General features: G+C 70.8%; 24 protein-coding genes and 6 pseudogenes. 16 read left to right on the top strand and 14 right to left on the bottom strand.

Going from position 1 to position 24,946, the window contains the following annotated elements; translation table 11 throughout:
- Positions 1-51: 51 nt before the first annotated feature.
- Positions 52-1,110, bottom strand: a complete 1,059-nt coding sequence (locus BJF85_RS00235) for a DUF6542 domain-containing protein (RefSeq protein ID WP_075845240.1) — start codon at positions 1,108-1,110, stop codon at positions 52-54.
- Positions 1,111-1,247: 137 nt separating this feature from the next.
- Complete coding sequence (rmuC, locus tag BJF85_RS00230) at positions 1,248-2,165, bottom strand: DNA recombination protein RmuC (protein WP_075845239.1); 918 nt, start codon at positions 2,163-2,165, stop codon at positions 1,248-1,250.
- A gap of 166 nt (positions 2,166-2,331) precedes the next feature.
- On the opposite strand from rmuC, the gene BJF85_RS00225 reads away from it, so the two are divergent.
- The 3 genes and pseudogenes from BJF85_RS00225 (at position 2,332) to BJF85_RS00215 (ending at position 7,279) form a co-directional block, all read left to right on the top strand.
- Positions 2,332-3,522 carry an exonuclease SbcCD subunit D gene (locus tag BJF85_RS00225; RefSeq protein WP_075845238.1) on the top strand — a complete coding sequence of 397 codons (1,191 nt, stop codon included), beginning with the start codon at positions 2,332-2,334 and terminating at the stop codon, positions 3,520-3,522.
- Positions 3,519-6,535: pseudogene (locus BJF85_RS00220) on the top strand (AAA family ATPase). The gene BJF85_RS00225 and the pseudogene BJF85_RS00220 overlap by 4 nt, the downstream one beginning before the upstream one ends.
- Before the next feature lie 75 nt (positions 6,536-6,610).
- Positions 6,611-7,279 carry a hypothetical protein gene (locus BJF85_RS00215; protein ID WP_083665802.1) on the top strand — a complete coding sequence of 223 codons (669 nt, stop codon included), beginning with the start codon at positions 6,611-6,613 and terminating at the stop codon, positions 7,277-7,279.
- Between the two features lie 80 nt (positions 7,280-7,359).
- Here BJF85_RS00215 and BJF85_RS00210 read toward each other — a convergent pair.
- Positions 7,360-7,862: pseudogene (locus BJF85_RS00210) on the bottom strand (methylated-DNA--[protein]-cysteine S-methyltransferase).
- A pseudogene (locus tag BJF85_RS00205) lies at positions 7,859-9,381 on the bottom strand (AlkA N-terminal domain-containing protein). Before BJF85_RS00205 ends, BJF85_RS00210 begins: the two co-directional pseudogenes overlap by 4 nt.
- Positions 9,382-9,496: 115 nt before the next feature.
- On the opposite strand from BJF85_RS00205, the gene ychF reads away from it, so the two are divergent.
- Entirely contained in the window at positions 9,497-10,579 is a 1,083-nt protein-coding gene (gene ychF, locus BJF85_RS00200; protein ID WP_075845237.1) for a redox-regulated ATPase YchF, read from the top strand.
- Between the two features lie 88 nt (positions 10,580-10,667).
- On the opposite strand, the gene BJF85_RS00195 is transcribed toward ychF, so the two are convergent.
- The 3 genes from BJF85_RS00195 to BJF85_RS00185 all read right to left on the bottom strand — a co-directional run bounded on the left by BJF85_RS00195 (position 10,668) and on the right by BJF85_RS00185 (position 12,733).
- Complete coding sequence (locus tag BJF85_RS00195) at positions 10,668-11,282, bottom strand: hypothetical protein (RefSeq protein WP_075845236.1); 615 nt, start codon at positions 11,280-11,282, stop codon at positions 10,668-10,670.
- A gap of 278 nt (positions 11,283-11,560) precedes the next feature.
- The gene (locus BJF85_RS00190) at positions 11,561-12,220 is read right to left on the bottom strand and encodes a MerR family transcriptional regulator (protein ID WP_222844393.1); all 660 of its coding nucleotides are present in this window, start codon (positions 12,218-12,220) and stop codon (positions 11,561-11,563) included.
- A gap of 105 nt (positions 12,221-12,325) precedes the next feature.
- Positions 12,326-12,733, bottom strand: a complete 408-nt coding sequence (locus BJF85_RS00185; RefSeq protein ID WP_075845235.1) for a RidA family protein — start codon at positions 12,731-12,733, stop codon at positions 12,326-12,328.
- Between the two features lie 137 nt (positions 12,734-12,870).
- On the opposite strand from BJF85_RS00185, the gene BJF85_RS00180 reads away from it, so the two are divergent.
- Entirely contained in the window at positions 12,871-13,236 is a 366-nt protein-coding gene (locus BJF85_RS00180; RefSeq protein WP_075845329.1) for a nuclear transport factor 2 family protein, read from the top strand.
- A gap of 10 nt (positions 13,237-13,246) precedes the next feature.
- Complete coding sequence (locus tag BJF85_RS00175) at positions 13,247-13,891, top strand: GNAT family N-acetyltransferase (RefSeq protein WP_139320394.1); 645 nt, start codon at positions 13,247-13,249, stop codon at positions 13,889-13,891.
- 36 nt (positions 13,892-13,927) lie between these two features.
- Here BJF85_RS00175 and BJF85_RS00170 read toward each other — a convergent pair whose 3' ends face one another.
- A complete protein-coding gene (locus tag BJF85_RS00170; protein ID WP_075845233.1) occupies positions 13,928-14,500 on the bottom strand; it encodes a GNAT family N-acetyltransferase in 573 nt (190 codons plus the stop codon).
- 252 nt (positions 14,501-14,752) lie between these two features.
- Between BJF85_RS00170 and BJF85_RS00165 the strand changes: the two genes are divergently transcribed.
- On the top strand, positions 14,753-15,415 hold the full coding sequence (locus tag BJF85_RS00165) for a class I SAM-dependent methyltransferase (RefSeq protein WP_075845232.1): 663 nt from the start codon (positions 14,753-14,755) through the stop codon (positions 15,413-15,415).
- Positions 15,416-15,427: 12 nt separating this feature from the next.
- Here the strand turns inward: BJF85_RS00165 and BJF85_RS00160 are convergent, their stop codons facing one another.
- Together BJF85_RS00160 and BJF85_RS00155 are read right to left on the bottom strand one after the other, a co-directional pair.
- Entirely contained in the window at positions 15,428-16,144 is a 717-nt protein-coding gene (locus BJF85_RS00160; RefSeq protein WP_075845231.1) for an SRPBCC domain-containing protein, read from the bottom strand.
- A gap of 23 nt (positions 16,145-16,167) precedes the next feature.
- A pseudogene (locus tag BJF85_RS00155) lies at positions 16,168-16,811 on the bottom strand (winged helix-turn-helix domain-containing protein).
- Positions 16,812-16,998: 187 nt separating this feature from the next.
- Here BJF85_RS00155 and BJF85_RS00150 point away from each other — a divergent pair.
- Positions 16,999-17,232, top strand: coding sequence for an Arc family DNA-binding protein (locus BJF85_RS00150; protein ID WP_075845230.1), 234 nt, complete (start codon positions 16,999-17,001; stop codon positions 17,230-17,232).
- Positions 17,229-17,654 (top strand): type II toxin-antitoxin system VapC family toxin, encoded by a 426-nt coding sequence (locus BJF85_RS00145; RefSeq protein ID WP_075845229.1) that lies wholly within the window; start codon positions 17,229-17,231, stop codon positions 17,652-17,654. The genes BJF85_RS00150 and BJF85_RS00145 overlap by 4 nt, the downstream gene beginning before the upstream one ends.
- 30 nt (positions 17,655-17,684) lie before the next feature.
- Here BJF85_RS00145 and BJF85_RS00140 read toward each other — a convergent pair whose 3' ends face one another.
- A complete protein-coding gene (locus BJF85_RS00140; RefSeq protein WP_139320393.1) occupies positions 17,685-18,173 on the bottom strand; it encodes a GNAT family N-acetyltransferase in 489 nt (162 codons plus the stop codon).
- Between the two features lie 108 nt (positions 18,174-18,281).
- Between BJF85_RS00140 and BJF85_RS00135 the strand changes: the two genes are divergently transcribed.
- Positions 18,282-18,944 carry a YdeI family protein gene (locus tag BJF85_RS00135; protein ID WP_075845227.1) on the top strand — a complete coding sequence of 221 codons (663 nt, stop codon included), beginning with the start codon at positions 18,282-18,284 and terminating at the stop codon, positions 18,942-18,944.
- Between the two features lie 76 nt (positions 18,945-19,020).
- A complete protein-coding gene (locus BJF85_RS00130) occupies positions 19,021-19,506 on the top strand; it encodes an N-acetyltransferase (RefSeq protein WP_075845226.1) in 486 nt (161 codons plus the stop codon).
- 10 nt (positions 19,507-19,516) lie between these two features.
- Here BJF85_RS00130 and BJF85_RS00125 read toward each other — a convergent pair whose 3' ends face one another.
- Positions 19,517-19,921, bottom strand: a complete 405-nt coding sequence (locus BJF85_RS00125) for a VOC family protein (protein WP_075845225.1) — start codon at positions 19,919-19,921, stop codon at positions 19,517-19,519.
- Between the two features lie 113 nt (positions 19,922-20,034).
- On the opposite strand from BJF85_RS00125, the gene BJF85_RS00120 reads away from it, so the two are divergent.
- Together BJF85_RS00120 and BJF85_RS30925 are read left to right on the top strand one after the other, a co-directional pair.
- Complete coding sequence (locus BJF85_RS00120) at positions 20,035-20,577, top strand: hypothetical protein (protein ID WP_075845224.1); 543 nt, start codon at positions 20,035-20,037, stop codon at positions 20,575-20,577.
- Between the two features lie 35 nt (positions 20,578-20,612).
- A pseudogene (locus BJF85_RS30925) lies at positions 20,613-21,296 on the top strand (2-phosphosulfolactate phosphatase); the annotation flags it as partial.
- A gap of 115 nt (positions 21,297-21,411) precedes the next feature.
- Here the strand turns inward: BJF85_RS30925 and BJF85_RS00110 are convergent.
- On the bottom strand, positions 21,412-21,885 hold the full coding sequence (locus tag BJF85_RS00110) for a GNAT family N-acetyltransferase (protein ID WP_075845222.1): 474 nt from the start codon (positions 21,883-21,885) through the stop codon (positions 21,412-21,414).
- Positions 21,886-21,918: 33 nt separating this feature from the next.
- Positions 21,919-23,090: pseudogene (locus tag BJF85_RS00105) on the bottom strand (epoxide hydrolase family protein).
- Positions 23,091-23,182: 92 nt separating this feature from the next.
- On the opposite strand from BJF85_RS00105, the gene BJF85_RS00100 reads away from it, so the two are divergent.
- The 3 genes from BJF85_RS00100 to BJF85_RS00090 are packed head-to-tail and all read left to right on the top strand — an operon-like array spanning position 23,183 to position 24,838.
- Entirely contained in the window at positions 23,183-23,743 is a 561-nt protein-coding gene (locus tag BJF85_RS00100) for an ABATE domain-containing protein (protein WP_075845221.1), read from the top strand.
- Positions 23,744-23,790: 47 nt separating this feature from the next.
- Entirely contained in the window at positions 23,791-24,411 is a 621-nt protein-coding gene (locus BJF85_RS00095; protein WP_083665801.1) for a winged helix-turn-helix domain-containing protein, read from the top strand.
- Positions 24,404-24,838, top strand: coding sequence for a HEPN domain-containing protein (locus tag BJF85_RS00090; protein WP_075845220.1), 435 nt, complete (start codon positions 24,404-24,406; stop codon positions 24,836-24,838). The genes BJF85_RS00095 and BJF85_RS00090 overlap by 8 nt, the downstream gene beginning before the upstream one ends.
- Positions 24,839-24,946 lie beyond the last annotated feature (108 nt).

Here is a 24,946-nt window from a genome sequence, read left to right as displayed (position 1 = left end):
CCCGCCCACCCCGAACGGGGTGGGCGGGCTCTTCTCGTTGCTTCGCCTGCCTCAGGCGTCCTCGTCCCAGGGGCGCCGGGGCGGCTGGTCGCGGCGCGGCGGCCGTTCCCCGCGGGGCGGCTGTTCCCCGCGCGGCGGCCGTTGCGGGCGCTTGGGGCCGGGCACCGAATCGGGCCACTCCTCGACCCGGCGCTTACGCTCGGCGGCGTCCGGCGGTGTCCGCGGACGGCGACCCTCGCGCGGCGGTGCGTCCCGTCCCGGGGGCGGGGCGCCGTCGGCGGGACGCGGCCTGCGGGGCGGGGGACCGTCCTCGGGTCCGCGTGGACGACGCGGCGGCGGCGCCTCGCCGGCGGGCCGCTTCTTCCGCGGCGGCTCACCGCGGTCCTCGGGCGGTCTGGGCCTGCGGGGACGGTCGGCGTCCGGTACGTCCTTGCCGCGGCGATCGTCCGACGCGACGGCCGCGGCGACCGCACCCGCTCCGGCCGCTGCTCCGGCAGCGGCCGCGCCCTTGGCGGCGGCCTTGCCCTTGCCGCCCTTGGCGGTGGCGTCGTCGGCGAGCGCGGCGTCCTTGCCGCCCGCCTTGTCGGTCTTGGCGGCCTTGTCGGACGGGGCCTTGCCGTCCTTGTCGCTCTTGCGCGGAAGGTCGGGGTCACGCTCGCGGTAGATACGGAAGGCGCCGAGGCCCAGCGTCAACACCGTCGCGATGGCCATCACGGGGAAGCTGTTGATCAACGGCGTGCTGACGGCCAGGACGTTGGCCAGCGTGTCGTTGCTGTCGGGCAGCGACGACACGGTCAGCACGATCACCGGCACGGTGACGGCCATGACCAGCGGTGGTTGAACCATCGGGCCGAACAGTTGGCGCCGTTGCACCATCGCCACGGCCGCCAGGCAGCCCGCCAGGTAGATCAGCTGGAACACCAGGCCGAGGCCGTCGGTGGCCAATGTGGCCAGTACCGCGCCCGCGACGGCGGTGATCAGGGCGAGCAGCACGGCTCCCCACCAGGGCAGACCGCGCCGGTCGCCGATGACCGGACGTTCGTCCCATTCGAGGGGCGCGTCCTCGTTCGCGGCGTCAGGATCGCTCTGGCGATCTCGTGTGGCGGTCACAGCGCACCACCGTAGCTGGTGGATACGGCAAAGCTGTTACGGATCCTCAACCTTGTCCGCATTGGGAACCGACAGCGTGACATCTCCCACAGGCTTCGCGGCGGCCTGTGAAAGGGGTATGAACCAGCGGCGGCGGTTCAGGCCGTTGCCGTGTCGTCGGTGTTCCGAATCGCCGGAACGGGTGCCGGACTCGCCGCCGTCTCGGTGAGGGGCGACACGGCGCCGCGGAAGTTCTCCAGCGCCTCGAGTTCCCGTTTGCGTGCCGACAGGAAGCGCTGCAGGTGCGTGCTGGAGAGGTTCACCGCGTCGACGGCGCCCGTGGCCGCGCGGTGGGCCGACGCCGCGGACGCCCGCACCTGTTCGACGTCGTCGAGCAGGGTCCGCTCGGTGGCGGCGAACATGGCGGCGGAGGCGACGACGGCGAATCCGGTGGGGCCGCACAGGAACACGCGGCGGTCGAGCATCCAGCGCAGCAGTTCCGGGTCGGTGTCGAGTGCGGCGACGACCGCGGCGTCGGACGGCACGAACATCACGGTGCCGTAGATCGCGTCCGCCCACCGCTGGTAGCCCTTGCCCGCCAGCTCGGTCGCGCGCGAGCGCAGGTTGCGCACGTGCACGCGCAGGGCGTCGGCGCGTTCGTCCGGGTCGTCGGTCTCGACCGCCTCGGCCCAGATCGCCAGGCTCGCCTTCGCGTCGACGGGCACCGTGCGGTCGCCGCCGACCCGCAGCACCAGGTCCGGCTTCGCCGCGCCGCCGCCGGCAAGGTCGGTCTGCAGCGTGTAGTGCAACCCTTCGCGAAGGCCCAGCGCACGCGCGGTCTCGACCAGCACGTGCTCGCCCAGTTCGCCGCGTCCGCTGATCGAGGCGAACGCGACCTCGTAGCGCCGCAGCGCGGACTGCTGCCGGTCCGACTTCGCGCGTTCGGCCTCGATCTGCCTGGCCGCGGCGTCGGCCCTGCGCATGCCGTCCTGATACAACCGCCACAGCAGGGCGACCGCACCGGCCAGCAGCAGGGCCGCGATGGTCGCGACCGCGGCGAGCACCGTCGACGTCAACGCGCACGCTCCTTCTCGCGGGCCTGTCGTTCGGGCCCGGAATCGGGGGCAGCATGGCGCACACCCCCGACAAAACCGTGCGTGCACGATATGGGAACGCACGTTCGAGTGACACGCCGGGTGGGCATGCGGGGTTCTGTCGGCCGTGGGTCCTAGCGTTGATCGCGTGCGCATGCTCCACACCTCCGACTGGCACGTGGGACGGACGTTCCACGGCGCGAACCTGCTCGCCGAGCAGGAGGCGATCCTCGAGCACCTCGCGGACCTCGTGTCCGCCGAGGCGATCGACGTCGTCCTCGTCGCAGGCGACATCTACGACCGCGCCGTGCCGTCCGCCGACGCGGTGCGCGTCGCGACACGGGGGCTGCGGCGGATCCGGGAGGCGGGCGCGCAACTGGTGCTGACCTCCGGCAATCACGACTCGGCGGCCAGGCTCGGCGCGTTCGCCGAGTTCGCGGCCGCGGGCGGGCTGCACCTGCGCACGAGCATCGACGACCCGGCGGGCTCGGCCGGTCTGGCCGACCCGGTGCTGTTCGACGGCGGGAGCGCACCGGTCGCCGTGTACGGGATCCCGTACCTGGAGCCGGAGACCGCGCGCCGTGCCCTCGGACTCGAAGGGCCGGAGCAGCGCGGGCACGCGGCCGTGTTGACCGAGGCGATGCGGCGCGTGCACGCGGACCTGGCGACGCGGCCGGAGGGCACCCGGTCGATCGTGCTGGCGCACGCGTTCGTCACCGGCGGCATGGCGTGCGACTCGGAGCGCACCATCGCTGTCGGCGGAGTCGAGCAGGTTCCCGGTTCGGTGTTCGCCGGCATCGACTACGTCGCGCTGGGGCATCTGCACGGCGCGCAGGTCCTCGACGACCGGCTCCGCTACTCCGGAAGTCCGCTCGCGTACTCGTTCTCCGAGGCCTCACAACGCAAATCGGTGTTCCTGTTCGATGTGGACGAATCGGGGGTGAGCGGCATCGAGCGCAGGGAACTGCCCGTGCCGCGGCGGCTCGCGACGGTGCGGGGCACGCTCGAGGAACTCCTGGAATCGCCCGAGCACGAGGACGTGACCGACTGCTTCGTGTCGGCGACGTTGACCGACCGCGTGCGGCCCGTCGACGCGATGCGCAGGCTGCGGGAGCGGTTCCCGCACGCGGTGCATCTGGACTGGGAACCGGAGGGCAGGAGCGAACCGGTGCTGCGGTACGCCGAGGCGGTGCGTGGACGGTCCGATGTGGACATCGCGAGGGGGTTCCTCGACGCCTGCCGCGGCGCCCCGCCCAACGAGCGTGAGGACGCGTGGCTCGTGGCCGCGCTCGAGTCGGCGGGCAAGCACGATCCGGATCAGGACGGTGACGTGCGATGAGGCTGCATCGACTCGAGGTCTCGGCGTTCGGGCCGTACGCGGGCACGGAGGTCGTCGACTTCGACGCGCTCGGCGCCGACGGGCTGTTCCTGCTGCACGGCGACACCGGTGCGGGCAAGACGACGCTGCTCGACGCCGTGGCGTTCGCGTTGTTCGGCGAGGTTCCGGGCGCGCGGGCGGAGGTGAAGCGGTTCCGCTGCGACGTGGCCGACCAGGCGACGGCGACCGAGGTCGCGTTGGAGCTGACCGTGCAGGGCCACCGGTTCCGGATCGTGCGCAGTCCCGAGTACGAACGGCCCAAGCGCCGCGGCGAGGGCACCACGAAACAGCAGGCGAAGGCGGCGCTGGCGTGGATCGGCGAGCCGCCGAGCGGCGCTCGGCGGACGGTGTGACGCGGATCGACGAGGTCGCGCGGGTCGTCAGCGATCTGCTGGGTATGACGGCGCAGCAGTTCTTCCAGCTCGTGCTGTTGCCGCAGGGCGAGTTCGCCAGGTTCCTGCGGGCGCGCAACGAGGATCGCGAGCAGCTGCTGGGCACGTTGTTCGGAACGGAACGCTTCGGCGCGGTCGAGCACTGGTTCGTCGAACGCAAACGCAGCACGCGCCGTGATCTCGACGAGCGCAGGCAGTCGGTGCGCGAATGGCTCGCGCGGATCGGCCAGGTCGCGCGCGAGGAGCCGCCCGAGGACGACGTGGCCGACTGGGGCGGGTGGGTCGCCGACGTCCGCCGACGTGCGGCCGATGCGGTGATCGAGGCCCGGAGCACTGCCGACGCGTCGGCCAAGGCGCGCGAGGAGGCGTCCGCCGTGCTCGAGCGGCGGCGGGTCGAGGCCGAGCGGGTCCGCAGGGTGCGCGCCGCGCACGAGAGCCTCACCGGTCTGGAGAAGGAGGCCGACCTGCGGGCCGACTGGCGCGCCGAGCTGGCCGCCGCGCGCCGGGCCGTGTCGGTCACCGGACTGGCCGCCGAGGCCGATCGGCAGCACGCGCGCGTCGAACACGCCGGGCGGCGGGACGCCGCGGCGCAGGAGGCCCTGGCCGCCCTCGGCGTTCCCGACACCGACCCGGCCGGCGGCGATGCCGACACGGCCGCCGACGCCGACGGTGACGTCGCGGTGTGGCGGACGCGTGCGGGCCGGGTTCGGGAGGAGGCCGGTGCGCTGTCCGGTCTCGTCGAGGAGGCCGCGCAGCAGACCCGGGACCGGGACCGGCTCCGGGAACTGGCCGACACCGCCGCCGTGTCGGCCGAACGGGCCACGGCACTGGGCACGCAGCTGGACGAACTGCCCGAGCGGACGCGCAGACTGCGCACGGAGCTCGACGCCGCGGCCGAGGCGTCGGTGCGGTTGGACAGCGTGCGAGCGCGCGAGGCCGAGTTGGCGGGCGTGCTCGCCGAGGCCGAACGGCTGCCGGCGCTGGAAGGCGCGGTGGCCGAGGCGCGGGAGGCGGAACAGGCGGCAGTCGACGCGCACCAGAACGCCCGCGACGCGCTGCTGGATCTGCGCGCGCGGCGGCTCAAGGGCATGGCCGCGGAGTTGGCGGGCGAGCTCGTCGACGGCGCGCCGTGCGCGGTGTGCGGTTCCGACTCGCACCCCGACCCGGCGACGGCCACCGAGGGCGTCGGCGAGGCGGAGGAACAGGCCGCGACCACGGCGGAACAGCAGGCACAGCAGCGCAGGCAGGCCGCCGCCACGGCCCGGCACGAGGCCGACGCGGCGTTCGCCGCGGTACGGGAGCGGCTGCAGGACCGCACCGCGGAGTCGATCCGCGCCGAGCTCGCCGAGGTGCGCAGCGACCTGGTCGCCGTGTCGGAATCGGCCGCCCGCAAGGACGAGCTGGAGGAGGCCGTCCGCGCGGCCGAACGCGAGCACGAGGACCTGACGGTGCGGCGCGCCGAGTCCGACAAGCAGGCCACGGCGGCCGAGGAACAGCGGCGCGCGCTCGCCGACCAGGTCGAGCGGCGGGCCGCGCGGCTCGACGAGGCCGCGGCCGGGTTCGCCGACGTCGCGGCGCGCCGTGCCCACCTGACCGAACTGGCGACCGCGTTCGACTCCCTCGCCGACGCGCGCAGCGAACTGCACACCGCGCGCGCCCGCCTGGACGAGCAGACCGCCGCCGTCGAGGCCGCCGCTCGGCAGGCGGAGTTCGCCGACGTCGCGCAGGCGCGCGAGGCCGCGCGCGACGACGAGCGGATCGCCGAACTGGAACGCTGGCTCGCCGAGGCGCAGCAGACGGAGGCCGCGGCGAACGCGGTGCTGGCCGAACCGGAGATGGCCGACGTCCAGCCCGACGACGTGGTCGACGTCGAATCCGCGCGCCACGCCGCGGAGCTCGCGCGCGGCACGGCCGAACGGGACGCGGCGGCGTTGCAGGCGGCCGTGCAGCGGTCCCGGGACCTCGACGGGTTGGCCGAGCAGCTGGACACGGCGTTGCGTGAGCTCGCGCCCGTCGAGGAGCAGTACGCCGAACTGGAGGCGCTCGCCGACGTCGTCAACGGCCGCGGTCAGAACACGCGCCGCATGTCGTTGCGTTCGTACGTGCTGGCCGCGCGTCTGGAGGAGGTGGCGGTCGCGGCGACCGCGCGGCTGCGGTCGATGAGCCACGGCCGCTATTCGTTCGTGCACTCCGACGACCCGGGGCGGCGCGGCACCCGCGGCGGGTTGGGCCTCGACGTGCTCGACGACTACTCCGGTCTGGTGCGGTCGGCCAAGACGCTGTCCGGCGGGGAGTCGTTCCTGGCGTCGCTGTCGCTCGCGCTGGGGTTGGCCGACGTCGTCGCGGCCGAGACGGGCGGTGCGCTGCTGGACACCCTGTTCGTCGACGAGGGATTCGGCACGCTCGACGGCGAGACGCTCGACGTGGTCATGGACGTGCTCGACGAACTGCGCGCCGGCGGCCGGGTGGTCGGCCTCGTGTCGCACGTGGAGGAACTGCGGCAGCGCATCCCGACACGGCTGCGCGTGGCCAAGGCGCGGAGCGGGTCGACGTTGGTGCTCGAGGGCGGCCTCGCCGCATAGGCGTCTCGAGAAATTCGGTGAATCGCCGCTCTACTTTACCGGGGTATCAGATCGGGCGGCGTACGTTCGCGGCCAATGACTTCTCCCGGTACCGAAAACACCAATGTCGTCGATGGCGACCAGGACCGTAACCAGGACAACCCGAGCGAACACGACGTCGCGACGGACAACACCACGCCGGAGGGCGCCGATCCGGACGGCACGTCCGCCGAGACCGCGGTGACGGAGCCGGCGGTGCCGGATTCCACTTCGGAACAGTCCTCTTCGGAGCAGTTCGCCCCGCAGCCGCCTGCTGCGCCGCTCCCGCCCACCGCCGCGGCCTCCTCCGGTTCGCGCGGTGGCCTGCTCGGCGGCCTCGCCGTGGTCAGCACCGGGCTCGGGCTGAGCTCGCTCATCGGCAATCCGCTGAGCGACATGCTGCGTGCGCGCCAAGAGATCATGGGCCAGATCGAGGCCGGCATGGGCGGCGGTGGCGGCGACCAGATCGAGGCGTTCTACGGCGCGCCGTGGAACACGACCGCGCTGGTCAACGGCTCCATCGCGCTGGTGGCCGTGCTCGTCGGTGCCATCGTGCTCGCGGTGAACATGCGCCGCGCCGAGTCGCGGGCGTGGGTCACGGGCCTCGCCGTGGGCGGCGCCGTCCTCGGCCTGATCGGCGTGCTGCTCGCGGGCGGCATGTATCTGGATCTGTTCGCCGGGGCGCCGGAATTGCCCGCCGCACCGCCGATGGTTCCGGGCGGCTGACACGCCGACGGTTCATACGCCGACGACCGACACGAACCGGCGGCTGGCAGGCACCGGGGGCTTGATACCCGCCGGGCTGGTCAGCCGCCGTTCTCGTGGTCGAGCAGCCAGCGTTTGACGTCGACGCCCCAACGGAATCCGCCGAGCGCGCCGCCGATGCGCAGCACGCGGTGGCACGGCACGAACAGGGCGCAGGCGTTGCGGGCGCAGGCCGCGGCGGCGGCGCGGACGGCGTCGGGCCGGCCCGCGAGCGCCGCGAGGTCGGTGTAGGTGACCGGTTTGCCCGCCGCACGGTCCGCAGGACCTCCCACGCGTGGGTCAGGAACTCGCCGGACCGTTGCCGGACGGGGATCCGGTCGATCGCGTCGTGCTCACCGGCGTGATAGTGGCGGATCGCCGCGGTGACGTCGCCCAGGTCGCGGGTCTCGCGCAGCTGCGCGGCGCGCAGGGAGGGGGACACGAGTGCGTTCAGCGTGTCCACATCGGATGTCCAGCCGGACGCGAGCACGGCGCCGTCGGCGGCGACGACGGCGGTGAACGGGCCGACGCGGGTGTCCAGTGTGGACCAGTGGGCGGTCGTCATCGGGTTCCTCCCTGGTGGTGGGTCGTGGTGGCGGCGCGCCACAGGTGCATGCCGGCGTACGAACGCCACGGACGCCAGGCGGCCGCGCGATCGGCGAGCCGGTCGATATCGATGCCGACGGCCTCGGCACCTCGGCGGAGGACGAGGTCGCCCTCGAGCAGCACGTCGGGGTGGCCGAGCACACGCATGAGCACGTAGTCGGCGGTCCAGGGGCCGATGCCCGGTTGGGCGAGCAGGTCGGCCCGTAGCGAGTCCGGGTCGCGGCCGGCGTGCACGTCGAGTTCGCCGGAGGCCAGCGCGGCCGCGACGGCGCGGATCGCCTCCACCCGGCGGCGCGGACCGCGCAGTGCGCCGTGGGCCCGTTCGGCGATCGCGGCCGCGGTGGGGAACAGCAGCGCGGGTTCGCCGCCGGGCACGGGCTCGCCGAGTTCGGCGACGAGCCGGCTCGCGGCGGTGCGCGCCGCGGCGACGGTGATCTGTTGGCCGAGCATGGCGCGCACGACGAGTTCGTGGCCGTCGACCGCGCCGGGAACACGCATCCCGGGGACCGCGTCGACCAGCGGTGCGAGTGCCGGGTCGCGCCGCAGCGTGGCGCTCACGGCTACCGGGTCGGCGTCGAGGTCGAACAGCCTGCGCATGCGGGCGACGGCGCGGCGAGGTCGCGCACGTCGGTCAGCCACAGGCGGCAGTGCACGTGGGTGTCACCGGGGGTGGCGGTTACGCGGCCGGGACCGTGGGGGAGTCGCAGGGTGCGCGTGTAGCCGGACGGGGTGCGGTGTTCGACGCCGTCGACGGCGCGTTCGCCGAGGAAGGCCAGCAGGCCGTCGCCGTCGAACGGTGGTCGCAGCGGCAGGCGCACGGTGATCGTGGTGGCGAGGTCGTCGGTGGGGGCGGCGTCGGCGGGGGAGCTGTCGTCGCGGCGGGCCGAGGCCCTGGTGCGCAGGTCGGACGGGGTCATGGCGAACACCTCGCGCATGGTGTCGTTGAACTGGCGGACGCTGGTGAACCCGGCGGCGAACGCGACGTCGGTGAGCGGCATGGCGGTGCGTTCGACGAGCAGCCGTGCCGCGTGGGCGCGGTGGGCGCGGGCGAGGGCGAGCGGACCGGCGCCGAGTTCGGCGGTCAGCACGCGGCCGAGTTGGCGTTCCGAGTAGCCGAGTTTGCGGGCCAGTCCGGGCACGCCCTCGCGTTCGACGGTGCCCTCGGCGATGAGGCGCATGGCGCGGGCGGCGAGGTCGGCGCGGACGTTCCACTCGGGCGAGCCGGGCACGGCGTCGGGCAGGCAGCGCCGGCAGGCGCGGAAGCCGCGGGACTGGGCGGCCGCGGCGGTGGGGAAGAACTCGACGTTGCGGCGTTTCGGCGTGATCGCCGGGCACGACGGCCGGCAGTAGATCCCGGTGGTGCGCACGCCGGTGATGAACTGGCCGTCGAACCGGGCGTCGCGGGAGCTGACGGCCGCGTAGCAGCGGTCGTCGTCGCGCCAGAGCGCCGTGGTGGTCCGGGTGGCCGTGTCGGTCATGCCGTCGATCCTGCCACCTGGTCAGTGGTTCGACTCGCGGAAATCGGACGCGGCGACGCGGTGAGGTCCACGGGAGCGGCGAGCGGCCGGGCAGGGGCACGTACACTCACGAGTCGTGAGTTTGACCCTCGGGATCGTCGGCCTGCCCAACGTCGGCAAGTCGACCCTCTTCAACGCCCTGACCCGCAACGACGTGCTCGCGGCGAACTACCCGTTCGCGACGATCGAGCCCAACGTCGGTGTCGTGCCGCTGCCCGATGCGCGGCTCGACAAGCTGGCGGAGATGTTCGGTTCGGCGAAGACGATGCCGGCGACGGTGTCGTTCGTCGACATCGCCGGCATCGTGAAGGGCGCGTCCGAGGGCGCGGGGCTCGGCAACAAGTTCCTGGCGAACATCCGCGAGGCCAACGCGATCTGCCAGGTGATCCGCGTGTTCGACGACCCGGACGTGACGCACGTCGACGGCGCGATCGACCCGACGTCGGACATCGAGACGATCAACACCGAGCTGATCCTCGCCGATCTGCAGACGCTCGAGAAGGCGTTGGCGCGGATGGAGAAGGAGGCGCGCACCAAGAAGGAGGCGCGCCCCGCGCTGGAGAACGCCAAGAAGGCCAAGGAGATCCTCGACTCCGGGCGGACGCTGTTCGCGGCGCAGAAGGAGGTCGACTTCGAGCTGCTGCGCGAGCTGAGCCTGCTGACGACGAAGCCGTTCCTCTACGTGTTCAACGCCGACGAGGGTGTGCTCACCGACGAGTCGAAGCGCGCCGAGCTGGCCAAGACGGTGGCCCCGGCGGACGCGGTGTTCCTGGACGCGAAGGTCGAGGCCGAGCTGCTCGAGCTCGACGACGAGGAGGCCGTGGCCGAGCTGCTCGAGTCGGTGGGCCAGGAGGAGCCGGGGCTCAACGCACTGGCGCGGGCCGGTTTCCACACGCTGGGCCTGCAGACCTACCTCACGGCGGGCCCGAAAGAGGCGCGTGCGTGGACGATCCCGCAGGGCGCCACGGCGCCGCAGGCGGCGGGTGTCATCCACACGGACTTCGAGCGCGGCTTCATCAAGGCGGAGGTCGTGTCGTACGACGACCTGACCGCGGCCGGCTCGATGGCCGACGCCCGCGCCGCCGGCAAGGTCCGCATGGAGGGCAAGGACTACGTCATGCACGACGGCGACGTAGTCGAGTTCAGGTTCAACGTGTGAGTGCCGTGGCGTAGTCGCGCATCGAACGCTGGTGCAGGGGAGAGCATCAACCTCCACTTCGGACGGCGGTGCCCCGGCGCGAGGACGGTCAGTGCGCGAGCCAGGATGTGATGGCCTCGATGAAGGCGACCACCAGAAGCACCGCGATGATCGCCGGGTAGAGCCGGAGGGTGTCCCTCACCCCGGCAAGATACCCGTCCGCCGGTGATAGGCCGTGGCGTCGCCGGTATCCGAAGGTCGACCGTCCGTGGATGATGGCGCCCAGCATCGCCAGGACGTATGCCTGGAACTCGATCACCAGCACCGGCGCGAAGGCCAGGAAGGTGACCACCTCGGGCAGCGTGGTGGGGGCGGTGGGCAGGCCGATGAAGACCGCGCGCCCGAGCGTCGTGAGCACGCCGATGTAGGGGATGCACAGCGAGGGAAGTGTCGTCGTCGCCAACGAGGCGAACAGGAGATTGCCGAGGAACGTCAGTGCCGCGGCATGCACGATGCTGCCGCGGGTGTACGCGTCGAGGACCGCGGACGACCCGGGCGAGCTCAGGAAGGCCTCGGTGGCACTGAGGCCGGCGTCGCGGATTCCCGGGATGTAGACGGCCAAGATCATCGTCGTGACGAGCGTGCCGTAGACGACGAGGTTCGTGATCAGGTAGGTCTTCCAGTTCGCACGCAGAACGGTCCGGAAGCTCTCGATCATGCGCATGGAGGTGCCTCCTTGTCGTGGTGGCGGCGAGGTGGGGCGATCCGTGCCATGGGACGAGTCCAGACTGTGACGTCGCGTCGGGGTCAAGCCCGGGGTAGCCGCGGGGGCGTCACAGGGCGCGCCGGCTGGGCGTGCGGATGCGGTACCGGGGGCGCGGGCATGCCATCGCTGCCTGCCCGCGCAGGATCACGCAGTCGGCGGCTCGGGCTGCTTCTCCGCCAGGTGCCGCTGGAGCGCCTGCACGGCGCGGTGCTGGATCGGCCGGAGCTCCCTGGCGCTCAGCTCGTCGAGCAGGTCCGAGGCGATGGGAGGAAGGTGCCCCGAGCCTCCGTCGTCGCCATGAGCGGGTGGATCTGCTCGGCCCATTCCTCGGCCAACGCCTCCACCTCGTGGTCCGGGGTGTCGGCGTCGAGGGCGTAGTAGCGCTGGGCCATGGCGGTCATGGCTGACCGTGCATCGTTCGGGATATCGAGCAGAGCAGCCAGCTCTCCCGCTCCCTCGTCCCCGAGCAGGTGCGCGATGAGGATGAGCTGTTCACGCTCGAACCGGACCATCTCCTCCGGCACGTCCGGACCTGGGTCCGCGTGCACGGCGGAGAGCTCGAGGGGCATGTCCGGTGCGGCGCCGGTGCGGCGCAGCACCTCGATGCTGGCGCGACGCGCGCTGAGCCGCTCGATCTCGGCGGCGGCCTGCCGATCGAGCTCCTCGAGCAGCTCCTCCGAGGCCGAGGGGGTCTCCAGTAGTTCGGGCAGCGCGGACAGGGGGATCCCCAGCGCGGTCAGCCGCGTGATCCGCAGGACGCGCACGAGATGACCCACGTCGTATGTCCGGTAATCCCCCGAAGTCCGCGGAGGCTCGGGCAGCAGACCGATCTGGTGGTAATGACGCAGCGTGCGCACGGTGACCCCGGCGAGCTCGGCGAGTTCACTGCTGCGCATCGGCCATCTCCTTGGGCTCCAGATCGCGCAGGGCGCGCGTCCCGATCAGCCGGGATCACTGACGTCGGAGTAGGCGTCCCGCTGCGTGCGGTTGGACCCCGACGGTCAGGGGAGAACGGCGACGGCTTCGACTTCGATCAGCAGGTCCGGTTCGCCGAGTGCGGCGACGCCGAGCAGGGTGATGGGGCGGACCAGGTCGAAGCCGAGTCGTTCGGCGGCTCGGCTTGCTCCTTCGCCGAGCTGCGCCATCTTGCTCGGCTCCCAGTCCACGACGTACACGGTGAGTTTGGCGATGTCCGCGAAGGTGCCGCCGGCCGCGGTGATGGCGGTGTGGACGTTCGCGTAGGCCTGCTCGGCCTGTGCCGCCAGGTCGCCCGGTCCGACGGGACTGCCGTCCTCGTCGCGTGCCACCTGTCCCGAGATGAACACCATGCGACTGCCTTCGGCGATGGAGAGCTGCGCGTAGACCTCCGGGGTCGGTAGGCCCGGTGGGTTGACGAGTTCTACGGGCATGTGGCCCTCCTCTGGCGGCGCCGGTCGCACGCAATCTATAACGCCGTTGTGGACCGCTCAAGCGGTTCACCCGTCCACGGTGTTGGGGCTCGGACAGAACTGGGCGCCGGTGGTGTTCCTGTCCTACCGTGACCCCCATGGCTGAGGCGGAATTGTTGAGACTGGAGCATCAAGGGTGGCAGTCCCTCTGCGACAGTACGGGCGCCGACTTCTACGGGCGGATCATGACGGACGACGGCATCATGATTCTGGCTCACGGCTTCGTCCTGGACCGGCAACAGGTCGTTGCCTCGCTGAACGACGCTCCACCCTGGAGTTCCTATGAGATCTCCGACGAACGCCTTGTTCGGTTGAGCGATGATTCTGCGGTTCTGGCGTATCGGGGAAAAGCCTGGCGCGAACGGTCGGAACCGGACTTCGAAGCGTGGATGTCCAGCGTCTACGTGGAGCTCGCCGGTGAGTGGCGGCTGGCAAGCTACCAACAAACCCCGATACCGGCTTAGGGGAAAGGCCGTGACCGTACACATCGGAATGGCCGGTCAGGACGAAATCCGCACGTGTGCCCGCCTCATCGCAGAGGCCATGCGGGACGATCCTGTCGTCCACCAGATCGTCCGAGGGGACCGGAACCGCACCAACCGGCTCACCGGTCTCTACACCGCCGTATTACGCGCCGGCGCGCTGTCGCACGGCGTCATCGACGTGGCCCGTGCCGAGTCCGGCGGGCCGATCATCGGCGTCGCGGCCTGGGAGGGTCCGCATGGCTCCGCCTCGGTGTGGCGGCAACTCATCGAGGCGCCCCGCTACCTGCGCGCGATCGGACTCCGCCACGTCCCGGCGGCGTTGCGGGCCGTCGGAGCGCTCGGAACCCACCGCCTGGATGTGCGGCACTGGTACCTCGCCGACATGGCCGTCAGCTCGGAGGCGCGCGGCCTCGGCGTCGGCTCGGCACTTCTTGCGCACCGGCTGGAAGCCGTCGATGCGGAAGCCGTTCCTGCGTACCTCGAGGCCACGACCCGCGCGAGCCGGCGCTTGTACGAACGGCACGGGTTCGAAAAGGTGGCCGCCATCGGCCTCGCACCCGGTGTCAGCGCCACGGCGATGACGAGAAGCCCTCGCCGCTCGGGCCGCCGTGGGGATGAGCGGGGAAATTCGTAGTCGGAGGCGAGTGCGGGCTCGACGTACGAATGGCCGTCAGGTCAGGTCGAGTCGCATGAGGACGCGAGGGAACCCGTTGAGGACCGAGCGGGTCTCGGCCCGTTGCGTGAACCCGGCCTGTGCGAACAGGGCCTTGGTGCCGACGTACGCCATGGTTTGATCGACCCGCTCGCCGCGGTTGTCGACGGGGTATCCCTCGATCGCCGGCGCTCCTCGTTGCCGCGCGTAGGAAACGGCGCCGTCGATGAGCGTGTGCAGCACGCCTTGCTTTCGGTGACCGGGGCGAACCCGGAAACACCACAGCGACCAGACGTCGAGGTCGTCGATGTGCGGGATGAGCCGGTTGCGGGCGAAGCTCGTCTCGCGCCGCGGGTGCAGAGCCGCCCAGCCCACGGGTTCCGCGTCGCGGTACGCGAGGACGCCGGGCGGGGGATCCTGCGCGCACAGGTCGCGCACCTTGTCCGCGCGGGCGGGGCCGCGCAGCGCATTGTTCTCCTTGCTGCCGATCCGATAGCTCAGGCAGAAGCAGACGTTCGACGTCGGCTTCTTCGGCCCGACGAGAGCGGCGACGTCGTCGAAGTTCACCGCGGGACGCACGTCGAGGGTCATGGACACAGTGTGCGCGTTGCCACCGACATTCGCGGGCCCCAGCGCGGCGCTGTCAGCGGGCCGCAGCTACCGGAACTGGGTGAAGTTCCGGTTCGACGCATGATCTTCCACGTCATCACGTGTTTCGCATGATGGCTGTGGAACTTTGGTCCATGGGCTTGTGGGCCCATGGTCGCCCACGTGGTGGAACAATGGTCGTCGCCAGGGCGAGACCCGGTGCAGCCCCCGACCCCGAGCGCACGGAGGGCCCCGATGACCCAGGACGCCGGCGCGCACCAGGAGCCGGCATGGCTGCTGCGCACCCGGACGTCGTACGACATCGACGCCTCCGGTTATGCCGAGCGGGTGCACGGCCTCCTCGGCGCCCGCTCGGACCTACGGGCGCACCTGGATGTGTTCGCGGAGTTCGTGCGGCGCGATGGGGGTGGACCGATCGTCGACGTGGGCTGCGGCCCCGGATACGTCGCGCGGTACCTCCACGATGCGGGCGTCGAGACCTTCGGAATCGACCTTGCGCCCGAGATGGTGACGATCGCGCGCCGCGATCACCCGCATATCCACTTCCGGCAGGGCACGATGACGGATCTCGACCTGGAGGATCGGTCGGTGGGCGGCGTCGTCGCCTTCTGGTCGACGATTCACATCCCCGACGATTCCATGCCGCACGTGGCCGGGGAGTTCTTCCGCGTACTGCGTCCGAACGGGTGCGTGTTGATCGGCTTCCACGTCGGTGACGCGATCCAGCACTCCTCGACGGGATACACCGGTGCGCCGATCAGCGTCGATACCCACCGCCGGAGACCGGGCACGATGTCGGATTGGCTGCGCGAAGCCGGCTTTCGTATCGAGTGGGAGTCGCTGCTGAGGCCCGACGACGAGTCGCCGGGCGCGCTCGTTCTCGCCCGCCGCCCCTGACTCTCGGAGCTCTCAGGCCAACACGCGCGCGAGCCAGTCCGTCCAGGCCTGCTCGGTGGCCTCCCGGTCAATGTCGCTGTAGATGTAGTGGCCCACGGCCTGGGGCATGCCCATCGACGAGTTGTCGTGGAAGCGGTAGAGGCCGTCGGCGGTACGCAGCGCGAGGAAGTTGACGTCCGGCGGGAACGCGAAGTCGACGACGCCCTCGAGCGCGGGCAGCCCTTCCGGGGTCAGGCGCAACTGCTGCCCCAGCTCGAACGGACCCTCGACGCCGAGGGCCTTCTCGAGGGTCGTCCACGCCTCCGGGGTCGCCGACGACGCGGGGCCCTGCGCGGTGACGAAATTGGCGGGCCGGCCGGCGAAGTGCTTGAGGTACTGGGCCAGCGTGTGCAGGTACATGTCCCAGCCGTAGCCGGTCATCTCACCGAAGTCGAACTCGGCGTCCCAGTCGTCGCCGAGGTATCCACTGTGGACGAAGGTGAGCGAGGTCGTGCTGTCGTCGTCGGCGTGCACGAGGTACTCGAACGCGTGGAAGGCGCCGTTCTCGGCCTCCGGGGTGCGCACGGCCAGGCGCTCGTTCTCGGTGGACTCGACGTCCATCCCGTCCATCGGCTGGTACGGGTCCGGCGACCAGGCGGCCTGCCCCTCCGGGGTGGCGATCGCCCGCCACACCTGTTCGGGGGTGGCTTCCAGGACGACGTGCTTGCGGATCTCGAAGTTCTTGGACATTGCGGTTACTCCTCAGGTGTGGCTCAGGACTGGCTCTGCTCGGGCTCGGTGGCCGGCGGGGTGCTGTCGTGGGCGGTGTCCGGGACGGCGGGGTGCAGGGCGATGACCACACGGTTCAGCTTGCCCGTCCCGGCGGTATCCGGCTGTTGGTCGGTGTGGTGTTTGGCGATCAGCTCGGTGACGGCGGCGGAGAGTTCCTCGGTGAAGGCGGCGCGGTCGGCCGCCGAGGCGAAGCGGATCTGACCGTCGATCGCGAAGGTCGCCACCGGCCGGCGCGCCCGCTGTGCTCCCGCGAGCAGCGTGCCCACGTCGCGCATCAGACGGGATGCCAGTGCGAGCAGCCAGCGCGCCGACAGCCGGTCCGGGGCGCGGCCCGGGTCCGGCTGGAGCCCGCCGAGGACGCCGGGTGAGATCACGTAGGACGCGGACGTCGTCTGCAACATCCGCTCGGTGAAGTTCCCGCGACGTCGCTCCGACACGAGCTCGATCAGTCCGTGCTGCTCGAGGATCTTCAGGTGGTAGTTCACCTTCTGCCGGGGGATATTGAGCTGGGCGGCGATCGTCGACGCGACCCCGGCTCGACCAGATGCGTCAGGATCTGACGCCGCAGCGGATCCAGCGACGCCTCCGCGGCCGCCGGATCCTCGATGCTGCTCACCTCGTGCATGGCACCATCGTGCCCGTTGACAAATAATTTTGTCAAGGTAGAGGCCAAGCATGTGAGCTCGACAGTCAGGGCATGTCGAGTACAGGCGGAGGTCAGATCTCAGGGGCTGCGCCGGCGAAGCTTTGCGCCCCTGGCGAGTCCTGATTCGGCGAGCTATCATCGTTGATAGCAGAGGAGGTGGTCGTCCATGTCATCGATCATCGTGCGCGGTCTCGATGAGTCCGTGAAGCAACAGCTCGCCACGCAGGCGAGGGAACACGGGCGCTCCATGGAGGCTGAGGTCCGCGACATCCTGACCAGGGCCGCTCGGCGGCCGCATGTCGGGATGGCGCTGCTGTCTGCTGCGCAGGATTTCGGCGGAGTTGAAGAGCTGTCGATTCCGGCGCGTGATGACATCGCGCGGACGGTGGACTTCGAGTGATCGTCCTCGACACCAATGTCATCTCGGAGGTCTTCCGGCCCTCGCCGGAGACGCGGGTTGTCGATTGGCTGGCATCGCTCACAGGCGATGTTGCGATCACGTCCATCACGCTGGCGGAGCTGTTGGCCGGTGTTCGGCGGCTCCCGGATGGCCGTCGCAGGGACGAGCTGACGAGCCGCATTGAAGTGGCACTCGAGCCGTATCGGGGCAGTAGTGCGGTGCTGCCGTTCGATGATCTGGCGGCCGACCGGTACGCCCAGGTGCTCGTGGCCCGTGAGTCTGCGGGTGTGCCGATCAGCACGGCGGATGCGCAGATCGCCGCGATCTGTCTCGCCCACGGCGCGACGTGCGCGACGCGTAACATCAAGGACTTCGTGCACACGGGCGTCGAGCTGATCGACCCGTGGCATGCCGACCGATGATGCATTTCTCTGCGTGGGCGGACATGGCGCTCAGCTCGATGGTGGAATCGGGCGTTCCCAGAGGATGACGTCGAAATGGTCGCCTACCTGGCGTCGGAAGCCGATGCGTTCGTAGTACGCGGACAGTCCGGGGTTTGTTGCAGCGCTGTCGAGTCGGAGTCTCGTCTTGTCGCGTTGCGCGCCCGTGTGCGCCGCCCACTGGAGGAGCCGCGCTCCGAGGCCTTGGCCGGCCAGGGCGAGGTCGACCATGAGGCCGTGGACGTAGACAGCGGTCCCGTCGTCGGGTCCCCAGAAGTCCGGATCGGCCCACAGGATTCGCAGCCCGGCGACCACGCGTTGATCGTCATCTCGCAGGACGTGCCACTCGCCGCGGTTCACCTGCTCCTCGATCTCCGAGACGGGCACTTCCCCTGGACGCCATTGATCTATGCCCTGGGTGGCCAGCCAGTCCTCCCGTTGACGCCGCAGGGACCAGATTCCACGGACATCACGCATCTCGGCAGGTGATGGGTCAGCCACATCTCCTCCGTTCAGGGCGACGGCGTAGGCGGTTCAGGTTGCCCGCGGGTGCGACGGTCGAGCGGTGCGAGCTCGTTCAGCGCATAGATGTCCTCGTAGACTCGGTGCATGTCCGACGAACCCGGAACTCCGGGCGGTACGGCGGAGCGTCCGGCGATCTTCTTCCGCGACGCCGCCGAGTTCCGCGCGTGGCTCGAACGGCACCACGCCTCCGAGGTGGAGTTGTGGATGGGGTTGAAGCTCGCGCACGTCGAGGACCGCGGGCTCACCTGGGGCGACGCCGTGCTCGAGGCGCTGTGCTTCGGGTGGATCGACTCCGTCTCGCAGAAGATCGACGCGGACTCGCGCCGGCAGCGATGGACGCCGCGCACACCCCGCAGCACATGGTCGAAGGTGAACATCGCGCACGTCGAACGCCTGACGGCCGAAGGACGGATGCACCCGGCGGGCATAGCGGCGTTCGAACGTCGCACCGCCGACCGCTCGGGCACCTACTCCCACGAGAACCCCGACGCCGAACTCACCCCCGAACTGCAGGCGATCGTCGACGCCTCGCCCGGCGCCCTCGCCTTCCTCGACCAGGCCACGCCGGGCTACCGCAAAGCCGTCCGCCACTGGATCATGTCCGCCAAACAACAGGCCACCCGCGAGCGGCGCGCCGGCCAACTCGTCGACTGCTGCGAGGCCGGGGAACTCATCCCACCCCAGCGCCCAGGACGCCCCCCCGCCTGGCTCGCCCGCGCCGCCGCGGCCGCACGCGAGGCGACGTGACCGTCCCCTTCGGACGGTTCCCTGACGATCCTGCACATGCGACTCACGCCGACGACACCGGAGGACGGGGAGAACGTTGACGATCGTTGCCTATGACGACGCGTACCACGATGCGCTGGTCGAACTGTCCATTCGGGCCTGGGCGCCGGTGTTCCCCGGGATGCGACGTGACGTCCCCGGTTTCGTCTACGACGCCTTCTACCCCGACGGCTGGGAAACCCGGCAACGCGCCGACATCGTCGCCGTGCTGCAGGGCGAACCGCAGAACATCGACGTGGCCGTCGTGGACGACACCCCGGTCGGCTGGGTCTGCACGCGGTTCCACCGCGAGGATTCGATGGCGGAGGTCCACATCCTCGCCGTGGACCCCGCCCACCAGCGTTCGGGTGTCGCGACGGCGTTGATGGACCGGTCCTACGAGCGCGCCCGGGCCGCCGGGATGCGCATGGTCATGGTTGAGACCGGTGGCGATTCCGGGCACGGCCCCGCGTGTGCGCTCTACGAATCCGCCGGCTTCCAGCGCTGGCCCGTGGCGCGGTACTTCAAGGACCTCGAAACCTGACCGCCGCCGGCTACGGCGCGACGAGTTGCCAGGCGTGGCCGTCCGGGTCGGCGCAGAGTGCCGTGTAGCCCCATTCCTGATGAGTGGGCGTGGCGAGCACGGATCCACCCGCGGCGGCGACCCGGTCCAGGTATCGATCGACATCGGGCGCTGCGTCGAGCGTGAGGCCGAGCAGGTATTCGGTGGTGGCCGTCGGTGCCAGCTGCCGGTCCCCGAGGACCCACGCCAACCCGTCCGCCGGGATGAGCCCGAGCACGGTCCGCTCGTCGAGGCGGAACATCAGCGGCTCGGGCATGCCGTCCGGAGCCGGGTCGCCGAACGGTTCCAGGCCGAAGGCGTCGCGGTAGAAGGTCATGGAACTGTGGCGGTCGGCGATCGGCAGGCTGATGGTCACCTCGCGGATACGCGCGGACATGGCACTCCTCGGGTCGGCGCAAGCTCCGGTCGGGCCCAGCCTGCCCACTGTGCTTCATCAAAGCAAGCAACTCGCCGATGTCAGGACACTACCGTTAATGGTATAGTCGTGCCATGGCCAGTCGGGTGAAGTACCGGGACGTCGTCCGCGAGATCGGGTTGAAGCAGTACGGATTCCTCACCCCGAAGGATGCGGTCGCGGCCGGGGTTCCGGCCGTCGAACTCCCGAAGTTGGCCGCACGGGGCGGGTTGGAGAACGTCGCGTACGGGCTGTACCGCGTGCCGAACGCGCCCGCGACGCGCTACGACCGGTTCGCCGAGGCGCTCCTGCGGGTCGGCGACGGTGCGTTCCTGCACGGCGAATCGGTGCTGGCGCTGTTCGGGCTCGCCGACGCCAACCCCCGCCACGTCTACGTGACCACCACCCGGCGCGTGCGGCGCACCATGCCGGACTTCGTCAAGCTCACGCACGCGAAGTACGAGGTCGAGACGACCCGCTACGAAGGCCTCGAGTGCCAGCCCGTCGCCGACGCCTTCGCCGAATGTCACGGACGTGTCGACCCCGAGCACCTCCTCGCCGCCGCCGAACAGGCCCACGCAAGCGGAAAGCTGCGCACCACCGCCTGGGAGAAGCTGAAGAAGGAACTCCGCCCGTGACCGCACCGGTGTCCGGGTAGGTGGACGGGCACGCGATGGCCGGCACGGAACTGTTCGGACAGCGGAACCATGCCGTCCGCTTCGACTGGGGACCGGTCGGCGCACGGGCCACCGCGGCCGATATCGCCGTCGTCGTTGACGTGCTGAGTTTCTCCACCTCGGTCTGCATCGCCGTCGAACGCGGCATGCGGGTCTACCCGTACCGGTGGAAGGACGACCGCGCGGAAACGTTTGCGCGGGAACGGGACGCCGTGCTCGCCGTCGGCCGGCTCGAGGCGACGAAGGAGGGCGCCGCACCGGTCCCGTCGCTGTCGCCCGCCGGTCTCCTCTCGTGCGAACCGGTACCGCGCCTCGTCCTGCCGTCGCCGAACGGATCGACGATCGCCGCCGCTGTGGCCGACGCCGGCGGCGAGGTCGTTATCGGCTGCCTGCGCAACGCCCGCGCCGTCGCCGACCGGCTCGCGCCGCGGATCGACCAGGGCGCATCGGTCGCGGTCATCGCCGCGGGCGAACGGTGGGAGCACGACGACTCGCTCCGACCCGCCCTCGAGGGCCACCTCGGCGCCGGCGCGATCCTCGCCGAGCTGGCGTCGGCCATCGGGTCGACGACGTCGGAGCGTCGCGCGGTGATGAGTCCGGAGGCGTCGACGGCCGCCGCGTTGTTCGGTGCCGTCGGTGACAACGCGGTGGAACACCTCGGCGCGTGCGTCGGCGCTCGCGAGCTCACCGCGATGGGATACGCGTCCGATGTGGACGCAGCAGTCCGCGTGAACTCGTCATGTCGTGCCGTTGTTGTTCGAGGACGGATCGTTCGCGCGAGCCTGAGCGCTGGGGTTATCTGCGGACCATGCGGTGTTCGACGCCTTCGGGTTCGGTCATGGTCGTGCCGTCGAACTGGAAGCCCTGTCCGGTGTAGAAGTCGATCGCTCGGCGGTTGCCGTCGAGAACCCACAGGTAGGCCGGCGCGTCGCCGACCGCCGCGTCGAGCAGGGCGTGGCCGACGCCCGTGCCGTAGACCTCGGCCCGCACGTACAGGGCCATGACCCGTAGGTCCGGCAGGCCCTCGTCCTGACCAGGGCCGACACTCGTGAAGCCTTGCAATCGGCACGTGTCGTCGCAGGCGACGAGCTGCGTGGTCGTTCCATCCGCGAGGACGTCGCGCCACCGTTCGATCATGCTCTCGCGCCGTGCGCGCCGCGCCGCCAGCAACTCCGCGGGGATGAGCCCGGAATAGGCCTCGTCCCACACGTCGAGGTGCAGGTCGGTCAGCGACTCCGCATCCTCGGGTGTCGCGCGACGGACGGACATCACCGTCCGATCGTATCCGGCGGGCAACGCCGGTCAGCCCCGTGCGGCCAGGACCGCCGACAGGCCTGCCTGCAGGTCCTGGACGAAGTACTCGGGTCGCTCGAGCGCTGGGAAGTGGCCGCCGGATTCCGGCTCCCGCCAGCGCACGATCTGCCGATACCGTTCCCGCGCCCACGGACGCGGGCACTTCTCGATGTTGCGCGGATACGTCGTGATCGCCGCCGGGACGTCCACCCGGAGATCCGGATCGAGCGAATTGTGGCTCTCGTAGTAGATCCGCGCCTCCGACGCACCGCTGCGCGTCAACCAGTACAACGTCACCGTGTCCAGGATGCGGTCCCGCGACATCGTCTCGAATGGACTGTCGACCGTGTCGCTCCACTCCGCGAACTTGTCGAGAATCCACGCGAGCAGACCCACCGGCGAATCGACGAGCGCATAGCCGATCGTCTGCGGACGGGTCGCCTGCTGTTTCGCGTACGCCGCGCGGTTGAGCCAGAAATCGGCCGTGTCGTCGGCCCACCGGCGTTCTGCCGCCGTCAGACCGTCGGTCGTCACCCCGGGCGGGGCCTCCGCGTACGTCGAATGAATGCCGAGGACGCGGTCCGGGAACCGGCCGCCGAGGACCGTCGTGATATTGCCGCCCCAATCCCCGCCGTGCGCGGCGAACTCGGCGTAACCGAGGCGCGCCATCAGTTCCACCCACGCCGCCGCGATCCGCTCCGTGCCCCAACCCGTGGCCGACGGTTTGTCGCTGTATCCGAAACCCGGCAGCGACGGCACCACCACGTGAACGCCGGCGCCGCGCCGTCGGCCGGATCGGCCAGCTCGTCGACGACATCCACGAACTCGGCGACGCTGCTCGGCCACCCGTGCGTCAGCACCAGCGGAACGGCGTCCGCGCGGGGCGAGCGGCGGTGCAGGAAATGGATGCCCAGGCCGTCGATCGTCGTGCGGAACTGGCCGATCCGGTCGAGGCGATCCTCGCACGCGCGCCAGTCGTAGTCGGTCCGCCAGTACTCGACGACGTCGACGAGGTCGGCCAGCGGAACGCCCTGATCCCAGCGGCGCGGGTCGGGCCCGGCGCGGTGCACCGTCTCGGCCTCCGGCAGTCGCGTCGCGGCCAGGCGCGCCCACAGATCGGCCAGGTCGGCGTCCACGGCGTGGGCGCGGAACTCCTGCACATCGAGGGTGGGGGCGGACATGCGACCTCCTCGCGACGTCGAACCCGGTTGGAACCGGCTAAGACGGTTCTACCAGTCGGCGTTGCGTGATGGCAACCGGCTAAGCTGGTTCCATGGGTGCTGAGTTCCCCGAGTTCCGCCTCGGCAGCGAGCTGGCGACGAGCTTCACGGCGACGTTGACCGAACGTCAGGGCGCGCAGGTCGAGCGGATTCCCGTGCCGCGGCGACTTGTCGACTGGCTCGACATCCACGGCCTGACCGTCGACGGATGCACCGAGGCCGAACTCGAGCGCGCGAAGCAGCTGCGGGAGTCGATCCACGCCGCGGCGACCGCGGCCGCATCCGATGAGGAACTCCCGCCGGAGGCCGTCGCGGTGATCAACGACTGCAGTGGCCAGGGGCGGGCTGCCGCGATGTTGACATCCGAGGGTCGACGGGAGTGGCGCCTCGGTGCGGACGGCGCCGCCGTGGCGGACGCGCTCGGTGTCATCGCCGCCGATGCGATCGACATGCTCGCCGGCGAACGTGAAGGGCGGTTGGCGCTGTGCGCATCGCCGACATGTCGCGCCGCGTTCTTCGACACCAGCCGCAGCCGAAGCCGGCGGTGGTGCGACATGAACACCTGCGGCAACAAGCAGAAGAAGGCCCGCTTCAGGGCAGCGAAGGGCGACTGACGGCTACGCTTGACTCTTCCGATAAATGGAAGATATCTTCCTGTTTTGTGAAGACTCTGGCTCCGCAGCTGACGCCGTTCGTGCGGTCGGACGCGGTCGGGGCGCTGCTGGCCGAGACGCTCGGCCACCCCGACCGGGAGTTCTCGCTGGCCGAGCTCGGACGACGTACCGGCGTGAGCGGGCCGGTCGTCCACCGCGAGATCGGACGACTCATCGACAACGACGTCCTACGTGACCGGCACGAGGGGCGTAACCGTCTCGTGCAGGCGAACGAGGACCATCCGCTGTTCGCGTTGATGCGCGACCTCATCGCCGCTACCTACGGACCGATTCCCATGCTGCGCGAGGCATTCGACGGTGTCGACGGCGCCGAGCGCGTCCTGATCTACGGCTCGTGGGCGGCGCGCCGCGCGGGCGAGAGCGGCGCGTTTCCCCACGACCTCGACGTGCTCGTCGTCGGCGACGCGCCCCGGCGGACGCTGACCCGCATCGCTGGCGACGTCGGCGACCGCCTCGACCTCCCCGTCAACATCACGCGGCTCGCACGCGAGGACTGGGACACGCCGGACCCGGACCCGTTCGTCACGACCGTGCGCTCGCGTCCCGTCGTCGACGTCCGGACCGGCGAGGTACTCGACCCGGCCGGAAACGGGGACAGCCGTGACTGATCCGATCGCCCGGATGCTCAAGCAGAACCGCCTCGACCGCGTCGAGGTGAACCGGGAGCACGCACTGGGCGTCATCGACACGGCCGAACGGCACGTGCACACCGCGCGCGTGCTCGCCGGCACCGACGACCACGCGATGGCCTTCACCGCCGCCTACGACGGGGCGCGCAAGGCACTCGGCGCGGTGCTGGCCGCGGAGGGACTGCGGGTGCGGCCCATCGGCGGCGCCCACCGCAACACCGGAACCGCGGCCGCGGTGTTCGTCGCCGACGAGGCGCTCGAGGACTTCGAGTGGATGCGCCAGGTGCGCAACGCCACCGAGTACCCCGCCGTCGACCGTCCGACCGCCACCTCGCAGGACGTCACCGAGGCGATCGATGCCGCCGAAGCCATCGTCGCCGCCTGCGCCCGGCACGTCCGCGGCTGAACCGCGCCGCTGAGCCGCACCCGACCGGCGCCGGATCGCGCCGATCGAATCGGGCAGGAAAGATCGGGCGGGCCCATGCCGATACTCGGAAGAATTCGGTCACGAAGG

It is taken from the genome of Saccharomonospora sp. CUA-673 (assembly GCF_001942305.1).
GTDB lineage: Bacteria > Actinomycetota > Actinomycetes > Mycobacteriales > Pseudonocardiaceae > Prauserella.
This window is presented reverse-complemented; position numbering and strand designations above follow the sequence as displayed.